This window comes from Rothia sp. HMSC066G07, assembly GCF_001814485.1.
GTDB lineage: Bacteria > Actinomycetota > Actinomycetes > Actinomycetales > Micrococcaceae > Rothia.
Genome location: NZ_KV816913.1, coordinates 35,094 through 50,065, shown reverse-complemented (window position 1 = coordinate 50,065; position 14,972 = coordinate 35,094). Strand labels below are relative to the sequence as shown.

Genomic DNA, 14,972 nt, shown 5'->3' with positions numbered 1-14,972 from the left:
GTGAGACATCATGATCAGCGAGGAATCGGGGTGTAGAGAAGGTATTGGACCTAAAGAATCTGGCTAGGCTTCAGCCTTCGGGTCACGGTAGGTGCCCTCGAAGACATCGGGGATGCCATTGTCGTCAGCATCCACGGTTTCCTTCTCGGCTAGGGCGCGGTAGTGCTTGTTGCGGCGAGACAGGATAGCCGCACCCACAATGGCAGCCAGAACAGAGCCGACGAGAATCGCAATCTTTGCGTCTTCGGTGTGCGGGGAACCGTGCGGGAAGGAGAGCTCAGCCACCAGCAGGGACACGGTGAAACCGATACCACCGGTTGCAGCCAGACCGACCACGTCAATCCAGGCGATATCCGGGTCGAGGTTAGCGTTCTTGAAGCGGGTCACGAGCCAGGTGGTGCCGAAAATACCGATGGTCTTACCGGCAACTAGCGCAACCATAATGCCGACCGCCACGGAGTCGGTGAGGGCGCGTCCGAGGCCTTCAAAACCGCCCACAGCCACACCCGCGCTGAAGAACGCGAAGATGGGCACGCAGATGCCGGTAGAGAGGGGACGGAAGCGGTGCTCCAGCACCTCCGCAAGACCGTGCTCAGCCTGCGCCGCCTCAGAGCGAGCGGACATCTTCACCGGCACCAGGAAGCCCAGAACCACACCGGAAATGGTCGCGTGAATACCGGACTCAAGGAAGAGCGCCCAGGTGATAATACCCAGGGGCAGAAGCAGCAGCCAGGCAGCCAGCGGCTTCAGATGCAACATAGTCTCACCGCGGTAGGCAATGAACGCGAAAAGAGCGAGGGGAATGAGCGCGAAGAGCAGGTACTCGCCATGGAAGTTATTGGTGTAGAAGATTGCGATAATGCAGATTGCGATCAGGTCGTCGACCACAGCCAGGGTCAGCAGGAAGACGCGCATCGCCGAGGGGAGGAAAGTACCCACGGCGGCGAGAACAGACACCGCGAACGCGATATCGGTTGCGGTGGGGATAGCCCAACCGTGCAGAGCGGTGGGGTTACCGAGGTTAAAGGCTGTGTAGATAATTGCGGGCACCGCAACGCCACCGAAAGCAGCCGCAATCGGCACAATAGCGGTGGACGGCGACTTGAGGTCACCGATCACGAATTCTTTCTTCAGCTCCAGACCGGTGAGGAAGAAGAAGACTACGAGCAGACCGTCTGCTGCCCAGGTGCCGATGCTCATCTGCAGGTGGTTGAAGCCGGGGATGACCGGGCCAACAACGGTGTCTCGCAGACCAAAGTAGAAGGTGGATGCGGGGGTGTTGGCGAGTACTACTGCCAGCACCGTTGCGATCAGAAGCACGGTACCGCCGACGGTTTCTGCACGCAGAATATCGGCTACGCGGCGTGAGTTGCTATAGGAGCCGCGGCTGAGGGTATCTGGGTTGGTGTGAGTCATTCTCTCCTCTTTCTGCCGCGGTATTCTGCGGCGTCTAAGGCTTTTAAGTTTACTCTGCGCTGTATGAGTATTCGAGTACCCGCTGGCGGCTTTTAGCTCCTGGACGGTGCGCTGCAATGATTTTTCGTGGTTTATATGCATAAACGTTCCGCCCTCCCCACGGTGCGTGGGAAGGGCGGAACGTTTTAATATTCTGCGTGGTCGACTAGGTGCCTAGCCGTCAAACGAGAGATTAGGAACCAGCGATTGCGGGTGCGCCGGACTCCTGGCCGTGGTCGTCTGCCAGCTCGCGTGCAACGTAGTTCTCCAGGTCGAAGAGGTTGCCGTTGGCGCGCTTTACGACGGTCACGAGGGTTTCCATGGTGGCGACTTCCTCGACCTGCTCCTTCAGGAACCAGAGGATGAACTGCTCGCCCAGTGCGTAGTTCTCAGCGCGTGCTGCGGAGAACAGTGCCTCGATCTGACCGGTGACGACCTTCTCCTGTGCCAGGGACATGTCGACGATTTCCTGAACGTTCTCGAAGTCGTTCTTGACAGCGGGAACGGAGGGAATCTCAACCTTGTGGCCACGGTCCAGCTTGTACTGAACCATCATGAGTGCGTGCTCGCGCTCTTCGAGGGACTGGCGGTAGAAGAACTTAGCCAGCTGGGGCAGATCCTCACCGTCGAGCCAGATAGCCATGGACAGGTACTGGTGAGATGCAGCGAACTCGTGGCCGATCTGCTCGTTCAGAAGGTCGTAGAAAGACTTAGACATATGGTTTCTCCTTATATGGTGATTGCTCTTGGGCGCCGGATGGCGCGGTGCAACCTGTTGATATTTATCGTACGGGGTGCTCTGGGGCGTGTACAGAGAGAAAAGGCTAATCGGTGGGGTAGATGAGGTACCCCTGACATATTGTCGCCATAACCCTTAGTGTGGATGCCCTGAATACTCTCTTTGGATTGAGTGGTATTGGGTGTGTTTCCTTGAGATTTCGCGGTTTAACGGGGATAGACAGCGGGTTTAAAAACCACAAACCCTACGGTTCAAGGTAAACATAGAGACACCATGTTGGGTGCCCGCGCACGGGGCTAGAGGGCGCAAAAAAAATCTTAAAAATCTCTCGAAAATGCGGCGAAACTGGTGTGGCCAGAACCCCGATGCGCCCCCAACCGCCTCCGTAAAGGTTGTTCTGCGCGCACCTTTAAAGAGATAAGGCACGTTCCCGGTGGGGAATGTGCCTTATCTCTGGTTCTCTCAACTCTCATCCCTCTGTGGGGTGGAGGAGGTTAGTGTGCGGGGTATTCCCCACGCTGCAGTGCATCAATCGAGATGACGTTTGAAGGAGTATCACCCAGAACAGCCTTACCGATCTCGGCAAGCTGCTCAACCTGCTCGGGGGTGAGGTGATCGAAAATTTGGCGGCGTACTTCGCCAACATGGCTGGGTGCGACTTCCTGGATCTTCTGCTCGCCTGCGGGGAGCAGGTGGCAGATGCTCACACGGCGGTCTTCAGCACTGAGGGAACGGCGGACGTATCCATCCTTCTCCAAACGCGCTACGACTCGTGAGAGGCGTGCGGGAAGAGTGTTCGTAGTGATTGCCAGCTCGGTCATGGTCAGGGAATGATCCTTGGACTCGGAGAGCATTGCGAGCACCATGTATTCAACAAAGCTAATGCCAGCCTCGGTCTGTAGCTGATTCTCTAGCTTGCGGGTGAGGCTGAAGATGATGGAGCTGATAAAGAGCCAGCCTTCTCGCTCTTGCGGGGAGAGCCACTGGGTGGATTCGCTGTGCGAGGCATTCTCCGGCTGCTGCGCAGACGTGGTTGGTATGGACACGAGATTGGTTCCTCTTTTATCGGATATGGAGCTCTCTTAAATAAAGAGAGAAGTGGCGTGTTGGCACCCATTGTAGCGAAAGGTCTGACTAGGTGACTCAAAATTGGTACGGTCAAGTAATGGTTGACACTTTGGTGCTAATTTTTTGAGGGGTGCTAGGGGTATCTTTTTGCACGCGGTGACTGCAAATACCCAGGGTAAGCAAGTGATATGCGACATATTTAAAAAGATTTCTGGTACAAGTATAGACGAGACCATACCAAGAAGCACCTCCGTGCATAATGCCAACTTCCGCGGAATATCAGGGTTTTTTGGGTGGTGGAAGAAAATTCTCGGGCCGGCAAAGAGTGTTCCGAGGTCGAAAAATAACGAAACGGTAACAAAAATTTTAAAAAAATCTCGGTTTTGGCTTTGCAACCGTAATGAAACCGTGTACACTAATTACATAACGGGGTCGAAGGAAGCCTCCGAGGCGAGACCGGAAGCTCGCTTCGATAGGTTCGACTCTCTATTTATCGGTGATTGTCGTCGGTGTACGAGTAACTCGTATTTCTACCGACGGATGTGCGGTGCGGGTGCAGTTCGTGGTTGGGCTGCATTCCGTACCGTATCTTTTTAACTCAAATTTCTATCAACTCACTCTAAGAGCATCCAATGGTCGGGTGCTCTTTTTCTTTACCCTCATATCGGCATCAGCAAGAGCGCTGTACGAGCCGGGGGAGGAGCATACGAGGAGGCGCAAACACCTGTGCTGTTATGTAGCTATACAAGTGTGGCTACGCCGCCTGGCTACACTGCGTACCTGCGGTATTGTCGTGCCGTATCGTGCCAGGAGTGTTATCCACAGGGGTTATCCACAGTGTGGAGAACTTACGCTCGTGTGATTTGGTGGAGCGGAATCGAGGCTCGCCACGGGCACAATTTAAGAGCTCTGCAGAAAAATTCTTGTAATTACAGGCTTTCACAGCCGTTAAAACCGAGGGCAAGTTCTTAAACAGAAGACCTTTTCACCTTTAAATTCGCGGAACGCCAGATTTTCCACACCTGTGGATAACCCTGTGCACTTAATCCACCGCCTCCGGCGTAAAAGAGGTGTATAAGACCGCTCAGCGCCCCTGTTGGCGTCCAAAATTTTGGCTAGTAGAAGGAAAAATGCCCCGAGTGAGGGCGAAAATTCTGCAGTTTTTCCCCCGCACATCCCCAAAAAGAGGTGTTATCCACAGGGGTTATCCACAGTGTGGAGAACTTACAGCACTGTTATTCACATGAGTGCATACCCTGTTATTTCAAGGCAGAATAGGGTGCCGAGCCTGAAAAGCCTGTTGATATACAGGGTTATCCACAGGTGTGGGGAAAAGTCTCCGCCTAAAATCCACAGGCTCGTGCGGGTTGGTGCGCACATGTGACGCCTCCCAACTCGTGAAAAGTAAAGTAAACGCTACGCTGGTAATCTTTAATACGAGCCAAGTTTTCTAATGAAAGGCATCATCATGGCTGAAAAGTACACTCTCCCCGAGCTTCCCTACGACTACGCGGCGCTCGAGCCCCACATCTCCGCAAAGATCATGGAGCTGCACCACGACAAGCACCACGCAGCATACGTTGCAGGTGCTAACGCAGCTCTTGAGCAGCTCGAAGAGGCACGCGAGAACGGTGCGTACGGCAACGTCTCCAAGCTCTCCAAGGACCTGGCGTTCAACCTGGGTGGCCACACCAACCACTCCATCTTCTGGAACAACCTGTCCCCCGAGGGCGGCGACAAGCCCACCGGCGAGCTGGCAGCGGCAATCGACGAGTTCTTCGGCTCCTTCGACAAGTTCCGTGAGCACTTCACCAACGTTGCACTGACCATTCAGGGCTCCGGCTGGGCAATCCTCGCATGGGACACCGTTGGCAAGCGCCTCATCATCGAGCAGCTTTACGACCAGCAGGGCAACATCTCCGTTGCACTGATTCCCGTTCTGCAGCTGGACATGTGGGAGCACGCATTCTACCTGGACTACCAGAACGTCAAGGGCGAGTACGTCAAGGCATTCTGGAACATTGTGAACTGGGCTGACGTTCAGGCTCGCTTCGAGCGCGCAGTGTCCCAGACCAAGGGCCTGGTCCTCTAATCTAAGTTTTCGTCAGCGCGGTGACGTAGCCGCGGTGAGGTAACTGAAACGGGTGCCCGGCGCCTCCAATATTCGGAGGTGCCGGGCACCCGTTCGTTAAGCCCCGGGTAGCACCCGCGGGGTTGGGTTCGGAACCTTAGACGGAACCCTAGTTAGAGCGCCATCGTGCGGTCAATGCGGATGCGGCGGCAGAAATCCTCATCATGGCTCACCACGATGAGCGCACCGGTGTAGGCTTCGAGTGCCTGCACCAGCCAATCCACCGAAGAAATATCGAGGTTATTCGTCGGCTCATCCAGCATGAGAAGTTGCGGCACCGGGTCGGCCAGAAGCACCTGCGCCACCGCCGCGCGGAAACGCTCACCACCGGAGAGCTCACCGGTCTTATGGTGCACGCTCTCGCGGCGGAAAAGCAGGCGCGCCAACTGGTCACGCAGATGCTGCTCGCTCACTCCGGGGTTTGCCCGCTGCACGCTCTGTAGGAGGGTGAGCTGCGGGTCGAGGGTGATGCGCTGCGGAATGTACGCCCCCTCGAGGCAATAGTCGACCCGGTAGGCGGGCTGCACGGGGGAGCGGTACTCCGGGTCTTTTGCGTGGGCAATTGCCTCAAGGAGGGTGGTCTTGCCGCTGCCGTTCGCACCGGTGATGCGCAGATGCTCGGGGCCGCTGAGAATCAGGTGTTCGGGGTGCTCCGCAGGGGTTCCCTGTTGGCTCTCGCTATCAGCCTCTGCGGGCGAAAAATGCAGAGAATCAACCTTGGTGGGTTGCTGAACGGCAAATGTTTCACGTGAAACTGGGTGGCTATCAACCCTGCTCAGCTCCAGCACCTTACGTCCCGCGGGCAGGGGCTGCTGGCTCAGCTCTGCATAGATTTTCTCCTGTGCCCGCACCTGCTCCTGAGCCTTCTGATACGCCTCCTGAGCCTGCTCCTGCTTGCCGATGCGCAGACCGCGAAGCTTCACCGCCGCCTGCCGTGAGGCGTCCTTGGCGAGGGCAAGAATCGTATCCGGCTGGTCATCTTTCCACACCTGCGCCATGTTCTTCGAGATAATCTCCTGCGCATGCACCCACTCACGGTGCGCAGAACGCACCCGGTTCTTCGCCTCGGTTACGCGACGCTGAGCCGCCTGCTGCTCGGTGTCCAGCGCCTGCCGGTAGGTGCTGTAGTTACCCTCGAAAAGGCGCAGATGCGCCAGCCCCTGGCGGTCGGCGTGAAGCTCGGCAATCACGTTCACGTGCTCCAGCAGATCGCGGTCGTGGCTGATAATGAGCGCCGGGCAGGTGAGGGTTTCAAGAGCCGTATAAAGCCGATTCTTCGCCGAAGAATCCAGATTATTTGTGGGCTCATCCAGCAGAATGAACTCTGGGTCTGAATACAGAAGCGCGGTGAGTGCGGCTGTGACCGTCTGACCACCTGAAAAGGTGCTAAGGGGACGCATCAGAAGGTTGCGACGGGCCTGTGTATCGGTCGTAGTGAGGGCAGGACCAAAACCATGTTCGGCAAGGGCTACGAGGGTGCGTTCTTCAATATCCCAGGCGTCGCCTATGGTGTCGTAAAGGCTGGGGGAATATTCGCCCGATTCCAGCGCATCAAGCGCCTGCAGTATTTTTGTAATTCCAAAAATATCGGCAAGATGCTGATGCCCACTCAACCCTAAATCTTGCGGTAGGTACGCTATGTGCGGTGGGGTGCTGATTGTGCCTTGACTAGGGTTTATGTCGCCATGAATAAGTCTGAAGAGGGTAGTTTTTCCGGCGCCGTTATCGCCGATAAGCCCGGTGAGTGGCGCAGAAAATACTGCCGAAAGGTCCACAAACAGTGGGGGCTGGCTCGGGTGCGCAAAGTGTAGGTGGGCGATGCTAACGTGCGCCGCCGCATGGGAAGCGGCATGTGAACGGGCATCGCGGGAAGAAGCGGAACGGGGAAAGATTGCCTGCGGCTGAAGTGCGTGTGTCATACGAGCTCCTTGAATCATAGACGCGAGTCATGGATGCTCGGGTACCCTCAAGGCCCGACGGTAGTGCGTTGTGGCAGTGTGCCGGCGGTTTGGCTACCTGCGCTGAGTGCGCGGCAGTAAGAGGCTCGCCCCGAAAAGGGCGCGAAAAAACCCGAGCGTAACGGTGGATAGACCTATGCCCGGGTGTATGCGCGCTGACAGAAATACGCAGGATAAAGCGACTATATGGCTGTGCCTATAAAGCTGCTGCGTGAGCGCGCAAAAAATTCTTCTGAGTCCGGGCTTATGCTCGGTGGGTCATTTCTTTGATGCCTCCTAGATTCCGAATACCGCCCCGGTCGCGCCTTGGGTGGCTTCGGTCAAACGATACGTTCAGCTCCGCCAGCTACCCCCACGGTGGGGTAGCGCGGATAGAGAGCTGATGGTTCAAGTATAGGGAGCGTGCGGGTGCTGAGTCAAACATCCTCCCGCAAAACCTTCTGACAAGTACCGATATCCCCTAGAGAACGCAAAAGGAGGGGCGACACCATTCGGTGCCGCCCCTCCTTTGAAGCATTAGATCTTAGGCATTAAATCTGCGCGCGTACAACGCGCGAAACGCTATTACGCCTCGTGGCGCTCACGGTACATACCCAGCGGGCCCGCATCCGCGTACGCCTGAGCGTCGTTGTAACGGTACAGGCGCGGCGGGCGGTGACGGGTGCCCTCCACGCGGCGGCCGGTGTCAATAATCGACTTCGATGCCGCAATCTGGCGGCGGAAGTTCGCCGGATCCAGGGTGCGGCCCAGAATTGCCTCGTACACCTCACGCAGCTGCGCCAGGGTGAATTCCTCACCCAAGAAAGAGTGCGCAATACGCGAGTACTCCACCTTGTTCTGCAGGCGGTAGAGCGCGTACTCAATGATTTCGTTGTGGTCGAAGGCGAGCTCGGGCAGCTCATCCACCGGGAACCAGCGGATGTTCTCGTGCACGCGAGTGTTCGCAACCTCGGTGGCGGGAATCGATGCCCAGTACACCACAGAAACCACGCGCTCGTGATCAGCGCCGGGCGCCGGGTCGGGTTCACCCACAACGCGGGCGGCGCGCGCCTCGGGAGTGCGCAGAACGTCACCGAATGCGTAGAGCTGCTCCAGATAGCCGGGCTGGAGGTTGGTGGCGCGCTTCAGGGTCGAAGCGGCAGCCTCTTCCAGAGAAAGGTTCGGGTTGAGTGGACCGCCAGGAAGCGCCCACTGACCCTTATAGGGCTCGCGGAGGCGGCGAACCAGCGGCAGCCACAGGGTCGGGTGGGTCTCGTTTTCCTTGGGACGCAAAGCTAGAATCACGGTTGAGACAGCGAGAGATACAGAGGTGTGGTCCACGTCGTTGTGCTCTTCAGTGGCGACTGCGCCGGGAAGAGGCTGGGATGCGATGCTCATTCAGGCCTCCTGTGCGAATGGGTATCGATAGGTGTGCATACTCTACCCATTTTAAGGGGTTAATAGGGTAAAAATGCACGCAAGGCACCCGCTGAGTCGAAAACCGGTACCATCCGCGTCGTGTCAAGGGGAAAAGTTCAGGTACCGGACACGCCAAAGCGCCTCTCCTGCCTGCCCAATAGAACAGGCAGGAGAGGCGCTCCAGCGTCTACTTATGCAACGTCTAACTATGCAATTCTAGGGTGCATGTCGGGGGTGCAGATTAGTCGATCTGCAGCTCGCCCATTGCTTCCCAGTCGTCGCCGTCGATCAGGCGAGAAATAATCTTCGGGGTTGCAGTTAGCAGCGGACGCATGTCCTTCATGGCCTGCTGGAAGTGGTCAGAGTTCACGTGCGAGCCAGCTGCGTCGTCGTTGAAAGCCTCGAGCAGAACGAACTCATTCGGGTCCTCAACGCTGCGGGACCACTCGAAGAACTTGTTGCCTTCCTCGGCGCGGGTTGCCTCGGTGAAAGCGCGGGTCTTCTCGATCCACTGGTCAGCGTATTCGGGCTTGACGGGGAACTTGACAGCAATGAAAATCATTGGAACTCCTTGGTTGAAGAGCGGTTACGTACTCTTCCAGTTTAAGTCCTGGGTGCTCGCCGGCGCTGAAGAATACGGTCTGAGGCGGCGGTTTTAGCTTGTGGCTTTAACCGCTGCATCGAGCGGCTTGTGTAGATTTAGTGAGCCGCAGCCTTGAGAACCTGCAGGGCGCGCTCCAGCGCTGCACGGTCTGCCGTGATGGCGGCTGCCCTCTGTGGACTGGCGGAGTCGCCCCAGAACGCCGCGTTGTAGTACATGCCGTCACCCAAAAGCAGCACGGCGCGGGCAATCTGCTCGTCACCAATCTCCGCGAGGACGAGCGCATGCCAGCCCTCCTGCACGCGTGCCATGGTCTGCTGGGCGAGCTCATTATTGCTCTGCGCCAGGCGGCTGAGAGCAATGAGGGCACGGTCGAACGGGGTGTTATCCGGCGTGGAGGAATTGATGTAGTAGGCGCTTGCGCCCTCGGGCGCCTGCTCCATTGCCGCGAAGTCCTCTTTAGCCAGGGTGAGGGTGCGTTCTGCGAGCGCCTCAAGTAGCGCCTTCTTGGAGGCGAAGTGGTAGAGTAGCCCGCCCTTGGAAACCTTGGCGGCGGTGGCGACGGCGTCGAGGGTTGCGGCGCGTTCTCCCGAGCGAATCAGCAGGTCGACGTAGGTGTCGAGGATGTGTTCGCGGGAGTTGTTGGCGCGCTGTTTGCGGTGGTTGGGGTGGTCATGGGTACCAGTCTAACCGCTTGAAACTATACCGTCCAGTTGGTATAGTTAATCTTCTTTTATGGCCCCGTCCGGACCCCTAAAACCTCACTAAAAGACCTAGCCCAAAAGACAGGCCGAGCTGATGCCGCCGCGTCCGCCGCATCAGCCGACACCTTATAGACGCACGAAAACAACCCATGACGAATCACAATCCGCACACCACGGCTCTGCCCATTCACGCCCCCGACCAGAAGACCAAGCGCTGGGCGGCACTCGGTGTGCTCATGCTCCCGGTGCTCCTGGTCTCCATCGACAACACAGTGCTTGCCTTCGCGGTGCCCGCAATCGCTAAGGCGCTGAGCCCCTCCTCCGCGGAGCAGCTGTGGATCGTTGACTCCTACTCCCTGGTGCTCTCCGCCCTGCTCGTGCCCATGGGCGCTATCGGTGACCGCATCGGTCGCCGCAAGCTGCTGCTCATCGGCTCGACCGGCTTCGCGGCAATCTCTGCGCTCGCGGCATTCGCGCCCTCCGCGCTGATGCTCGTGGTTGCCCGCGCCCTGCTTGGCATTTTTGGCGCCATGCTCATGCCGGCAACCCTGTCGATTATTCGCAATATCTTTGTGGATGCGACCGAGCGCCGCATCGCTATTGCCGTGTGGGCTTCGGGCTTCTCGGCGGGTGCGGCGCTGGGCCCGATTGTGGGTGGTTTCCTGCTGGAGCACTTCGACTGGGGTTCGGTGTTCCTGCTCGCTGTGCCGATTCTGATTCCTCTGCTGATTCTCGCCCCGATTATGGTTCCCGAGTCGAAGGACCCGAACCCCAGCCCGGTGGATCCGCTGAGCATCCTGCTGATTATGACCGGCATGACCGGCATTACCTTCGGTCTGACTCACACCTCCGAAACCGGGTTCGATGCGGTGGCTATCAGCACCATCCTTGCCGGCCTGTGCTTCATTGTCCTGTTCGTGCTGCGTCAGCTCAACCGCGAGAAGAACGATATTCAGCCCATGCTGGATGTGCGCCTCTTCCGCAACACCGTGTTCACCGGCGCGATTACCGCAAACCTCATCTCCATGATGGTGGACGTTGGCTTCATCTACTTCGCCTCCCAGCACCTGCAGTTGGTCTCCGGTCTGCCGCCCATGTACGCCGGTATGCTGCTGATTCCCGGTACCCTGGCGATCATTATCGCCGGTCTGGTGATTGCGCGCGTGGCGGTGCATTTCCACCCGGCGCAGGTGGTGTCTTTCGGTCTGGCGCTCCACGCTGCCGCGTTCGCGGTGCTCGCCTTCCTGGGTGCGCACAGCGACGTGGTCATTATCCTGATCTTCATCGTGCTCGGTACCGGCATCGGTATTGCGCAGACCATTTCGAACGACCTGATGCTCTCCAGCGTGCCGCCGCGTAAGGCTGGTGCGGCATCCGCGATCTCGGAGACCTCCTACGAGACAGGTACGGTGCTCGGCACCGTCATCATTGGTGGCATGCTCACCGCCGTCTACCGCGCAAATGTGGTTGTACCCGACGGCCTGGATGAGACTCTCGCCGACCACGCCCACGAAACCCTCGGCGGTGCCGTGACGGTCGCAAGCCAGGTGGGTGGCGAGCAGGCGAACCAGCTGCTCTCCTCCGCATTCGCTGCCTTCGACTCCGGCGTGGTGCTGAGCTCCGCATTCAGCGCCGTGCTCATGGGTGTTATGGCCGTCATTAGCTACTTCATGATCCGCAAGGCACCGCGCGAAATGAAGCCCGCAGAACACTAAACGCAGAACACTAATATCGCCCCCGTTCGTCATGGGTCCGCCGCCCGCCCCGGCCTTCTTCGGAAGCCGGCGCGGGCGGCGTTGCGTTACCCGGAGGTGCCGCCCCGGGGGCGCCGCGCGAACCGCCGACCAGTCATGCGGATTTTCCAGCCCGCGCACAGCCGGTCACAGGTGCGGGTGGTACGGTAGAACCCGGAAGATATTGCACCCGAGGCAACGCCCGGTCCGCGTGCGCGCGGAACTCGGGGCGACCGAAACCCCGGTATACGCGTTCAACGAGAAAGGCCGGAATGGGACTCAAAGACTGGATTGCACCCTTCATCACCCTGCTGATCGGTGCCAGCACCATCTTCATCTCCTATAAGAACTATCAGGCGCAGGCGGCGGCAAAGCCCTCCGAGCTGGCGCGACTGGAACTGTGGAGCAAGCTCCTCACCGAAGCCGGCATGGAAATTAGCGCCCTGCCGCCCGCCGATGAGCTGACCTCCGATCAGCGCGTCGTCCTGGAGAATTACCGGGTCTTCCTCAAGCGCGCCTCCCTAGAATCGAAGCTGCGTAAGGTCGGCATCGATAGCAACCGTATCTTCAGCCTGCTCATGAAGCGCGCCCACTCCTCGGTCAAGCCCACCCCCATCCAGATGGGCGACTCGATTAGCTACTACCGCCTGATTCTGCGTGCCCTGCTGTACATTTGGGTTCCGCTGGCCGTGATTTTCATCGGTGTGCCCATCATCGTGGTCACCATCGCCTACCTGATTGGCCTCTTTACGAACCACCGTGGTGACCTGTCTGACTTTGCGCTCTCCCCGCTGGCCGTGATACTCCTCATCCTGGGCGCGGCCGCCGTGGGCGCCCTCGTCATCCTGCAGAACCGCATCATCTCGGCCATTATCGCGAACAACGTGTACTTCTACTTCTGGGATATTTACGGGTCCAAGAAGAACTCCCGCGACTCGGCCCACGCCTACAGCGAGCGCCTGGCGGCTAAAACCTACGCCGACCAGCTGTTCCTTGGTCAGCAGGAGTTCGCCCACCAGTTCCGCGAAAATATGTACATGGCGGGTATCCAGGAGATCGACGAGTACCCGCGTGTGCTCAGCGATAGCGTGATGCTGCCGCGTAACTACCGGGTTGTTGAAACTACCGAGGCGGAGGACCGCATCGACCGCTTCGTGAACTGGGTGCGTTCCAAGATTGGCTTCGAGCGTCTGGAACCACGCATCATCTACACGCTCGAACATAAGGACGCGCACAAGGATGAGCAGAAGGATTCCGCGCACGGTGAGCCGGTAGCTACTGAGCAGGGTGTTTCTGGGCAGCCCGTAGAGACTCCGGCTCAGGATAAGCAGGAGGATATGCAGAAGGCTCCGGAGGCGTCTATCTCGGAGGAGCCCATCGTTGCGGAGGTGCCCGTTGAAGCGCCTGCCGAGGATCCGGCTGATGCACCCACCGAGCCCGTCACCGGAAGTGCCACCGAACCCTCCGCCGCAGCAGTTGCCGTATCCGGGGCAGACGACCCCACGGAGGCGTTCACCCGCATCTCGCACGATGCCGCCAGTGAGGAACCCGGCGCTGAGAAGCCCAAAAACTAAATAGCCCGCCCGGAACACAGAAAAACCCCGGAGTACAGAAAATCCCCGCAGCGCCGGAATCCGGGCATGAGAAAAGGGTCGCAGCCTACGAGTTCGCCGTTGAACCGTAAGCGTACGACCCTTTTCTTTATTCTCTTCGGGTGCGCGCGAAATCGGAGGTACCGCGCGTTCCAGAAGAGCCTATCGATGCGCTCGTCGTGCATCGTACCGGCCATCTCGCCGGGTAGCCGGCGGGCGCATCACGTCTTTCGAGCCGTCCGCTACCGCGGACGGGGGATCCGCTCCCCGGGTGAGTCCTACCCTTTCTCACCCGGGGGCGCATCGAGGGACGTTCACGGTGTCATGAACCATCCCACCGGAACCCCACACTCAACACAGGAGTTCCGGGACCTTGACGGTATGCGTGCCTATCGAGGCGTGGGGGCGTCCTCGCGAGCGATAACAACCTTGACCGCGTTGTGCTCGGTTGCGTGCCCGAAGACGTCGTAGGCCTCCTCGAACTGGTCGAAGGAGAAATGGTGCGTCGCCATGGCCTTGGCGTTCAGGCGGCCGGAGCGAACCATGTTCAGCAGGTTGCCCACGGTGTTGCAGTTGACCAGGCCCATGTTGATGTTCACGTTAGAAATCCACATGGTGTTCAGCGGCAGCTCAACGGGCTTGCCGTGCACGCCGGCGTTCGCGATGTTGCCGTAGGGGCGAACAATCTTGGTGCAGGTCTCGAAGGTCAGCGGAACGCCCACGGCCTCGATAGCGACGTCTACGCCCAGGCCGTCGGGGGAGAGGGCCTTAATCTTCTCGATGAAGTCCGGGTCGCCCGCGTTGACCTTATCGGTTGCGCCCAGCTCCAGTGCCTTGTTCATGCGGTTCCCGTCGAAGTCGACGGTGATGACGCGGCCGGCACCGCAGAGGTTAGCGGTCATAATCGCGCCCAGGCCCACCGGGCCCGCACCAATCACGGCGACGGTATCGCCGGGCTTGGTGTTGCCGTTGAGAATACCCATCTCAAATCCGGTGGGTAGCGCGTCGGTGAGGAAGAGGACGTCCTCATCGGTCAGACCCTCCGGAACCAGGTGAACCGAGGTCTCTGCGTAGGGAACACGCACGTACTCAGCCTGGGTGCCGTCAATCATGTAACCGAAAATCCAGCCGACGCCGCCGACGGTCTGGCAGTGCGAAGGCTGGTTCGCCTTACAGTACGAGCACTTACCGCAGTTGGTCACGGCCGGAATGATGATGCGGTCGCCGACCTTCAAATCGGTTACCGCGGAGCCCACCTCGGTGATGGTGCCGACAGCCTCGTGGCCGAGGATGCGCCCGTGCTCCACCTCGGGGCAGTCGCCCTTGAGGATGTGCAGGTCGGTACCGCAGATGGTGGTGGTGTCCACGCGTGCGATGACGTCCGTGGGCTCGAGGATGGTGGGGTTCGGCACTTCTTCCCAGGCGCCCTTCTGGTCGGGGCCGTGGTAAACATACGCTTTCATGCTGACTCCTCCGTTGAAGTTCATGTAAGGGGTAGCGATGACGTTATCACTGCCGATATCAACCTATAAGAAGTGTTTGATAGGTTGTACTTTCATTAAACAGGGAGTGTTAAATTAAGCGTCTTTATTA

At 58.6% G+C, this 14,972-nt stretch carries 11 protein-coding genes and 1 pseudogene; 3 read left to right on the top strand and 9 right to left on the bottom strand.

Annotated elements, in window-relative coordinates; all coding sequences use genetic code 11:
* Nucleotides 1–63 precede the first annotated feature (63 nt).
* The 3 genes from nhaA to HMPREF2971_RS00280 form a co-directional block, all read right to left on the bottom strand.
* The gene (gene nhaA, locus HMPREF2971_RS00290) at nt 64–1,416 is read right to left on the bottom strand and encodes a Na+/H+ antiporter NhaA (RefSeq protein ID WP_049360713.1); all 1,353 of its coding nucleotides are present in this window, start codon (nt 1,414–1,416) and stop codon (nt 64–66) included.
* A gap of 232 nt (nt 1,417–1,648) precedes the next feature.
* Nucleotides 1,649–2,173 carry a ferritin gene (locus HMPREF2971_RS00285; protein WP_049363751.1) on the bottom strand — a complete coding sequence of 175 codons (525 nt, stop codon included), beginning with the start codon at nt 2,171–2,173 and terminating at the stop codon, nt 1,649–1,651.
* Between the two features lie 515 nt (nt 2,174–2,688).
* Entirely contained in the window at nt 2,689–3,240 is a 552-nt protein-coding gene (locus HMPREF2971_RS00280) for a MarR family winged helix-turn-helix transcriptional regulator (protein WP_080975570.1), read from the bottom strand.
* Nucleotides 3,241–4,730: 1,490 nt separating this feature from the next.
* Here HMPREF2971_RS00280 and HMPREF2971_RS00275 point away from each other — a divergent pair.
* The gene (locus HMPREF2971_RS00275) at nt 4,731–5,354 is read left to right on the top strand and encodes a superoxide dismutase (RefSeq protein ID WP_005507370.1); all 624 of its coding nucleotides are present in this window, start codon (nt 4,731–4,733) and stop codon (nt 5,352–5,354) included.
* A gap of 152 nt (nt 5,355–5,506) precedes the next feature.
* On the opposite strand, the gene HMPREF2971_RS00270 is transcribed toward HMPREF2971_RS00275, so the two are convergent.
* The 5 genes and pseudogenes from HMPREF2971_RS00270 to HMPREF2971_RS09455 form a co-directional block, all read right to left on the bottom strand.
* Nucleotides 5,507–7,312 (bottom strand): ATP-binding cassette domain-containing protein, encoded by a 1,806-nt coding sequence (locus HMPREF2971_RS00270; RefSeq protein ID WP_070690518.1) that lies wholly within the window; start codon nt 7,310–7,312, stop codon nt 5,507–5,509.
* 603 nt (nt 7,313–7,915) lie between these two features.
* Complete coding sequence (locus HMPREF2971_RS00265) at nt 7,916–8,728, bottom strand: NUDIX hydrolase (RefSeq protein WP_070593869.1); 813 nt, start codon at nt 8,726–8,728, stop codon at nt 7,916–7,918.
* Between the two features lie 262 nt (nt 8,729–8,990).
* On the bottom strand, nt 8,991–9,311 hold the full coding sequence (locus HMPREF2971_RS00260; protein ID WP_070690515.1) for a putative quinol monooxygenase: 321 nt from the start codon (nt 9,309–9,311) through the stop codon (nt 8,991–8,993).
* Between the two features lie 137 nt (nt 9,312–9,448).
* A complete protein-coding gene (locus HMPREF2971_RS00255) occupies nt 9,449–9,793 on the bottom strand; it encodes a hypothetical protein (RefSeq protein WP_246825004.1) in 345 nt (114 codons plus the stop codon).
* 54 nt (nt 9,794–9,847) lie between these two features.
* Nucleotides 9,848–9,976, bottom strand: a pseudogene (locus HMPREF2971_RS09455) (TetR/AcrR family transcriptional regulator); the annotation flags it as partial.
* 227 nt (nt 9,977–10,203) lie between these two features.
* On the opposite strand from HMPREF2971_RS09455, the gene HMPREF2971_RS00250 reads away from it, so the two are divergent.
* Complete coding sequence (locus HMPREF2971_RS00250) at nt 10,204–11,769, top strand: MFS transporter (RefSeq protein ID WP_070690508.1); 1,566 nt, start codon at nt 10,204–10,206, stop codon at nt 11,767–11,769.
* Between the two features lie 290 nt (nt 11,770–12,059).
* On the top strand, nt 12,060–13,361 hold the full coding sequence (locus HMPREF2971_RS00245; protein ID WP_070690504.1) for an NADH dehydrogenase: 1,302 nt from the start codon (nt 12,060–12,062) through the stop codon (nt 13,359–13,361).
* Nucleotides 13,362–13,768: 407 nt separating this feature from the next.
* Here HMPREF2971_RS00245 and HMPREF2971_RS00235 read toward each other — a convergent pair whose 3' ends face one another.
* Nucleotides 13,769–14,842: an alcohol dehydrogenase catalytic domain-containing protein gene (locus tag HMPREF2971_RS00235; protein ID WP_070690499.1), complete on the bottom strand. Its 1,074-nt coding sequence runs from the start codon at nt 14,840–14,842 to the stop codon at nt 13,769–13,771.
* Nucleotides 14,843–14,972 lie beyond the last annotated feature (130 nt).

What these genes read in the sequence shown, in the direction of transcription:
- nhaA (WP_049360713.1), bottom strand. Translation starts at nt 1,416, where the DNA reads ATGACTCACACCAACCCAGATACCCTCAGCCGCGGCTCCTATAGCAAC.
- HMPREF2971_RS00285 (WP_049363751.1), bottom strand. Translation starts at nt 2,173, where the DNA reads ATGTCTAAGTCTTTCTACGACCTTCTGAACGAGCAGATCGGCCACGAG.
- HMPREF2971_RS00275 (WP_005507370.1), top strand. Translation starts at nt 4,731, where the DNA reads ATGGCTGAAAAGTACACTCTCCCCGAGCTTCCCTACGACTACGCGGCG.
- HMPREF2971_RS00270 (WP_070690518.1), bottom strand. Translation starts at nt 7,312, where the DNA reads ATGACACACGCACTTCAGCCGCAGGCAATCTTTCCCCGTTCCGCTTCT.
- HMPREF2971_RS00265 (WP_070593869.1), bottom strand. Translation starts at nt 8,728, where the DNA reads ATGAGCATCGCATCCCAGCCTCTTCCCGGCGCAGTCGCCACTGAAGAG.
- HMPREF2971_RS00260 (WP_070690515.1), bottom strand. Translation starts at nt 9,311, where the DNA reads ATGATTTTCATTGCTGTCAAGTTCCCCGTCAAGCCCGAATACGCTGAC.
- HMPREF2971_RS00255 (WP_246825004.1), bottom strand. Translation starts at nt 9,793, where the DNA reads ATGGAGCAGGCGCCCGAGGGCGCAAGCGCCTACTACATCAATTCCTCC.
- HMPREF2971_RS00250 (WP_070690508.1), top strand. Translation starts at nt 10,204, where the DNA reads ATGACGAATCACAATCCGCACACCACGGCTCTGCCCATTCACGCCCCC.
- HMPREF2971_RS00245 (WP_070690504.1), top strand. Translation starts at nt 12,060, where the DNA reads ATGGGACTCAAAGACTGGATTGCACCCTTCATCACCCTGCTGATCGGT.
- HMPREF2971_RS00235 (WP_070690499.1), bottom strand. Translation starts at nt 14,842, where the DNA reads ATGAAAGCGTATGTTTACCACGGCCCCGACCAGAAGGGCGCCTGGGAA.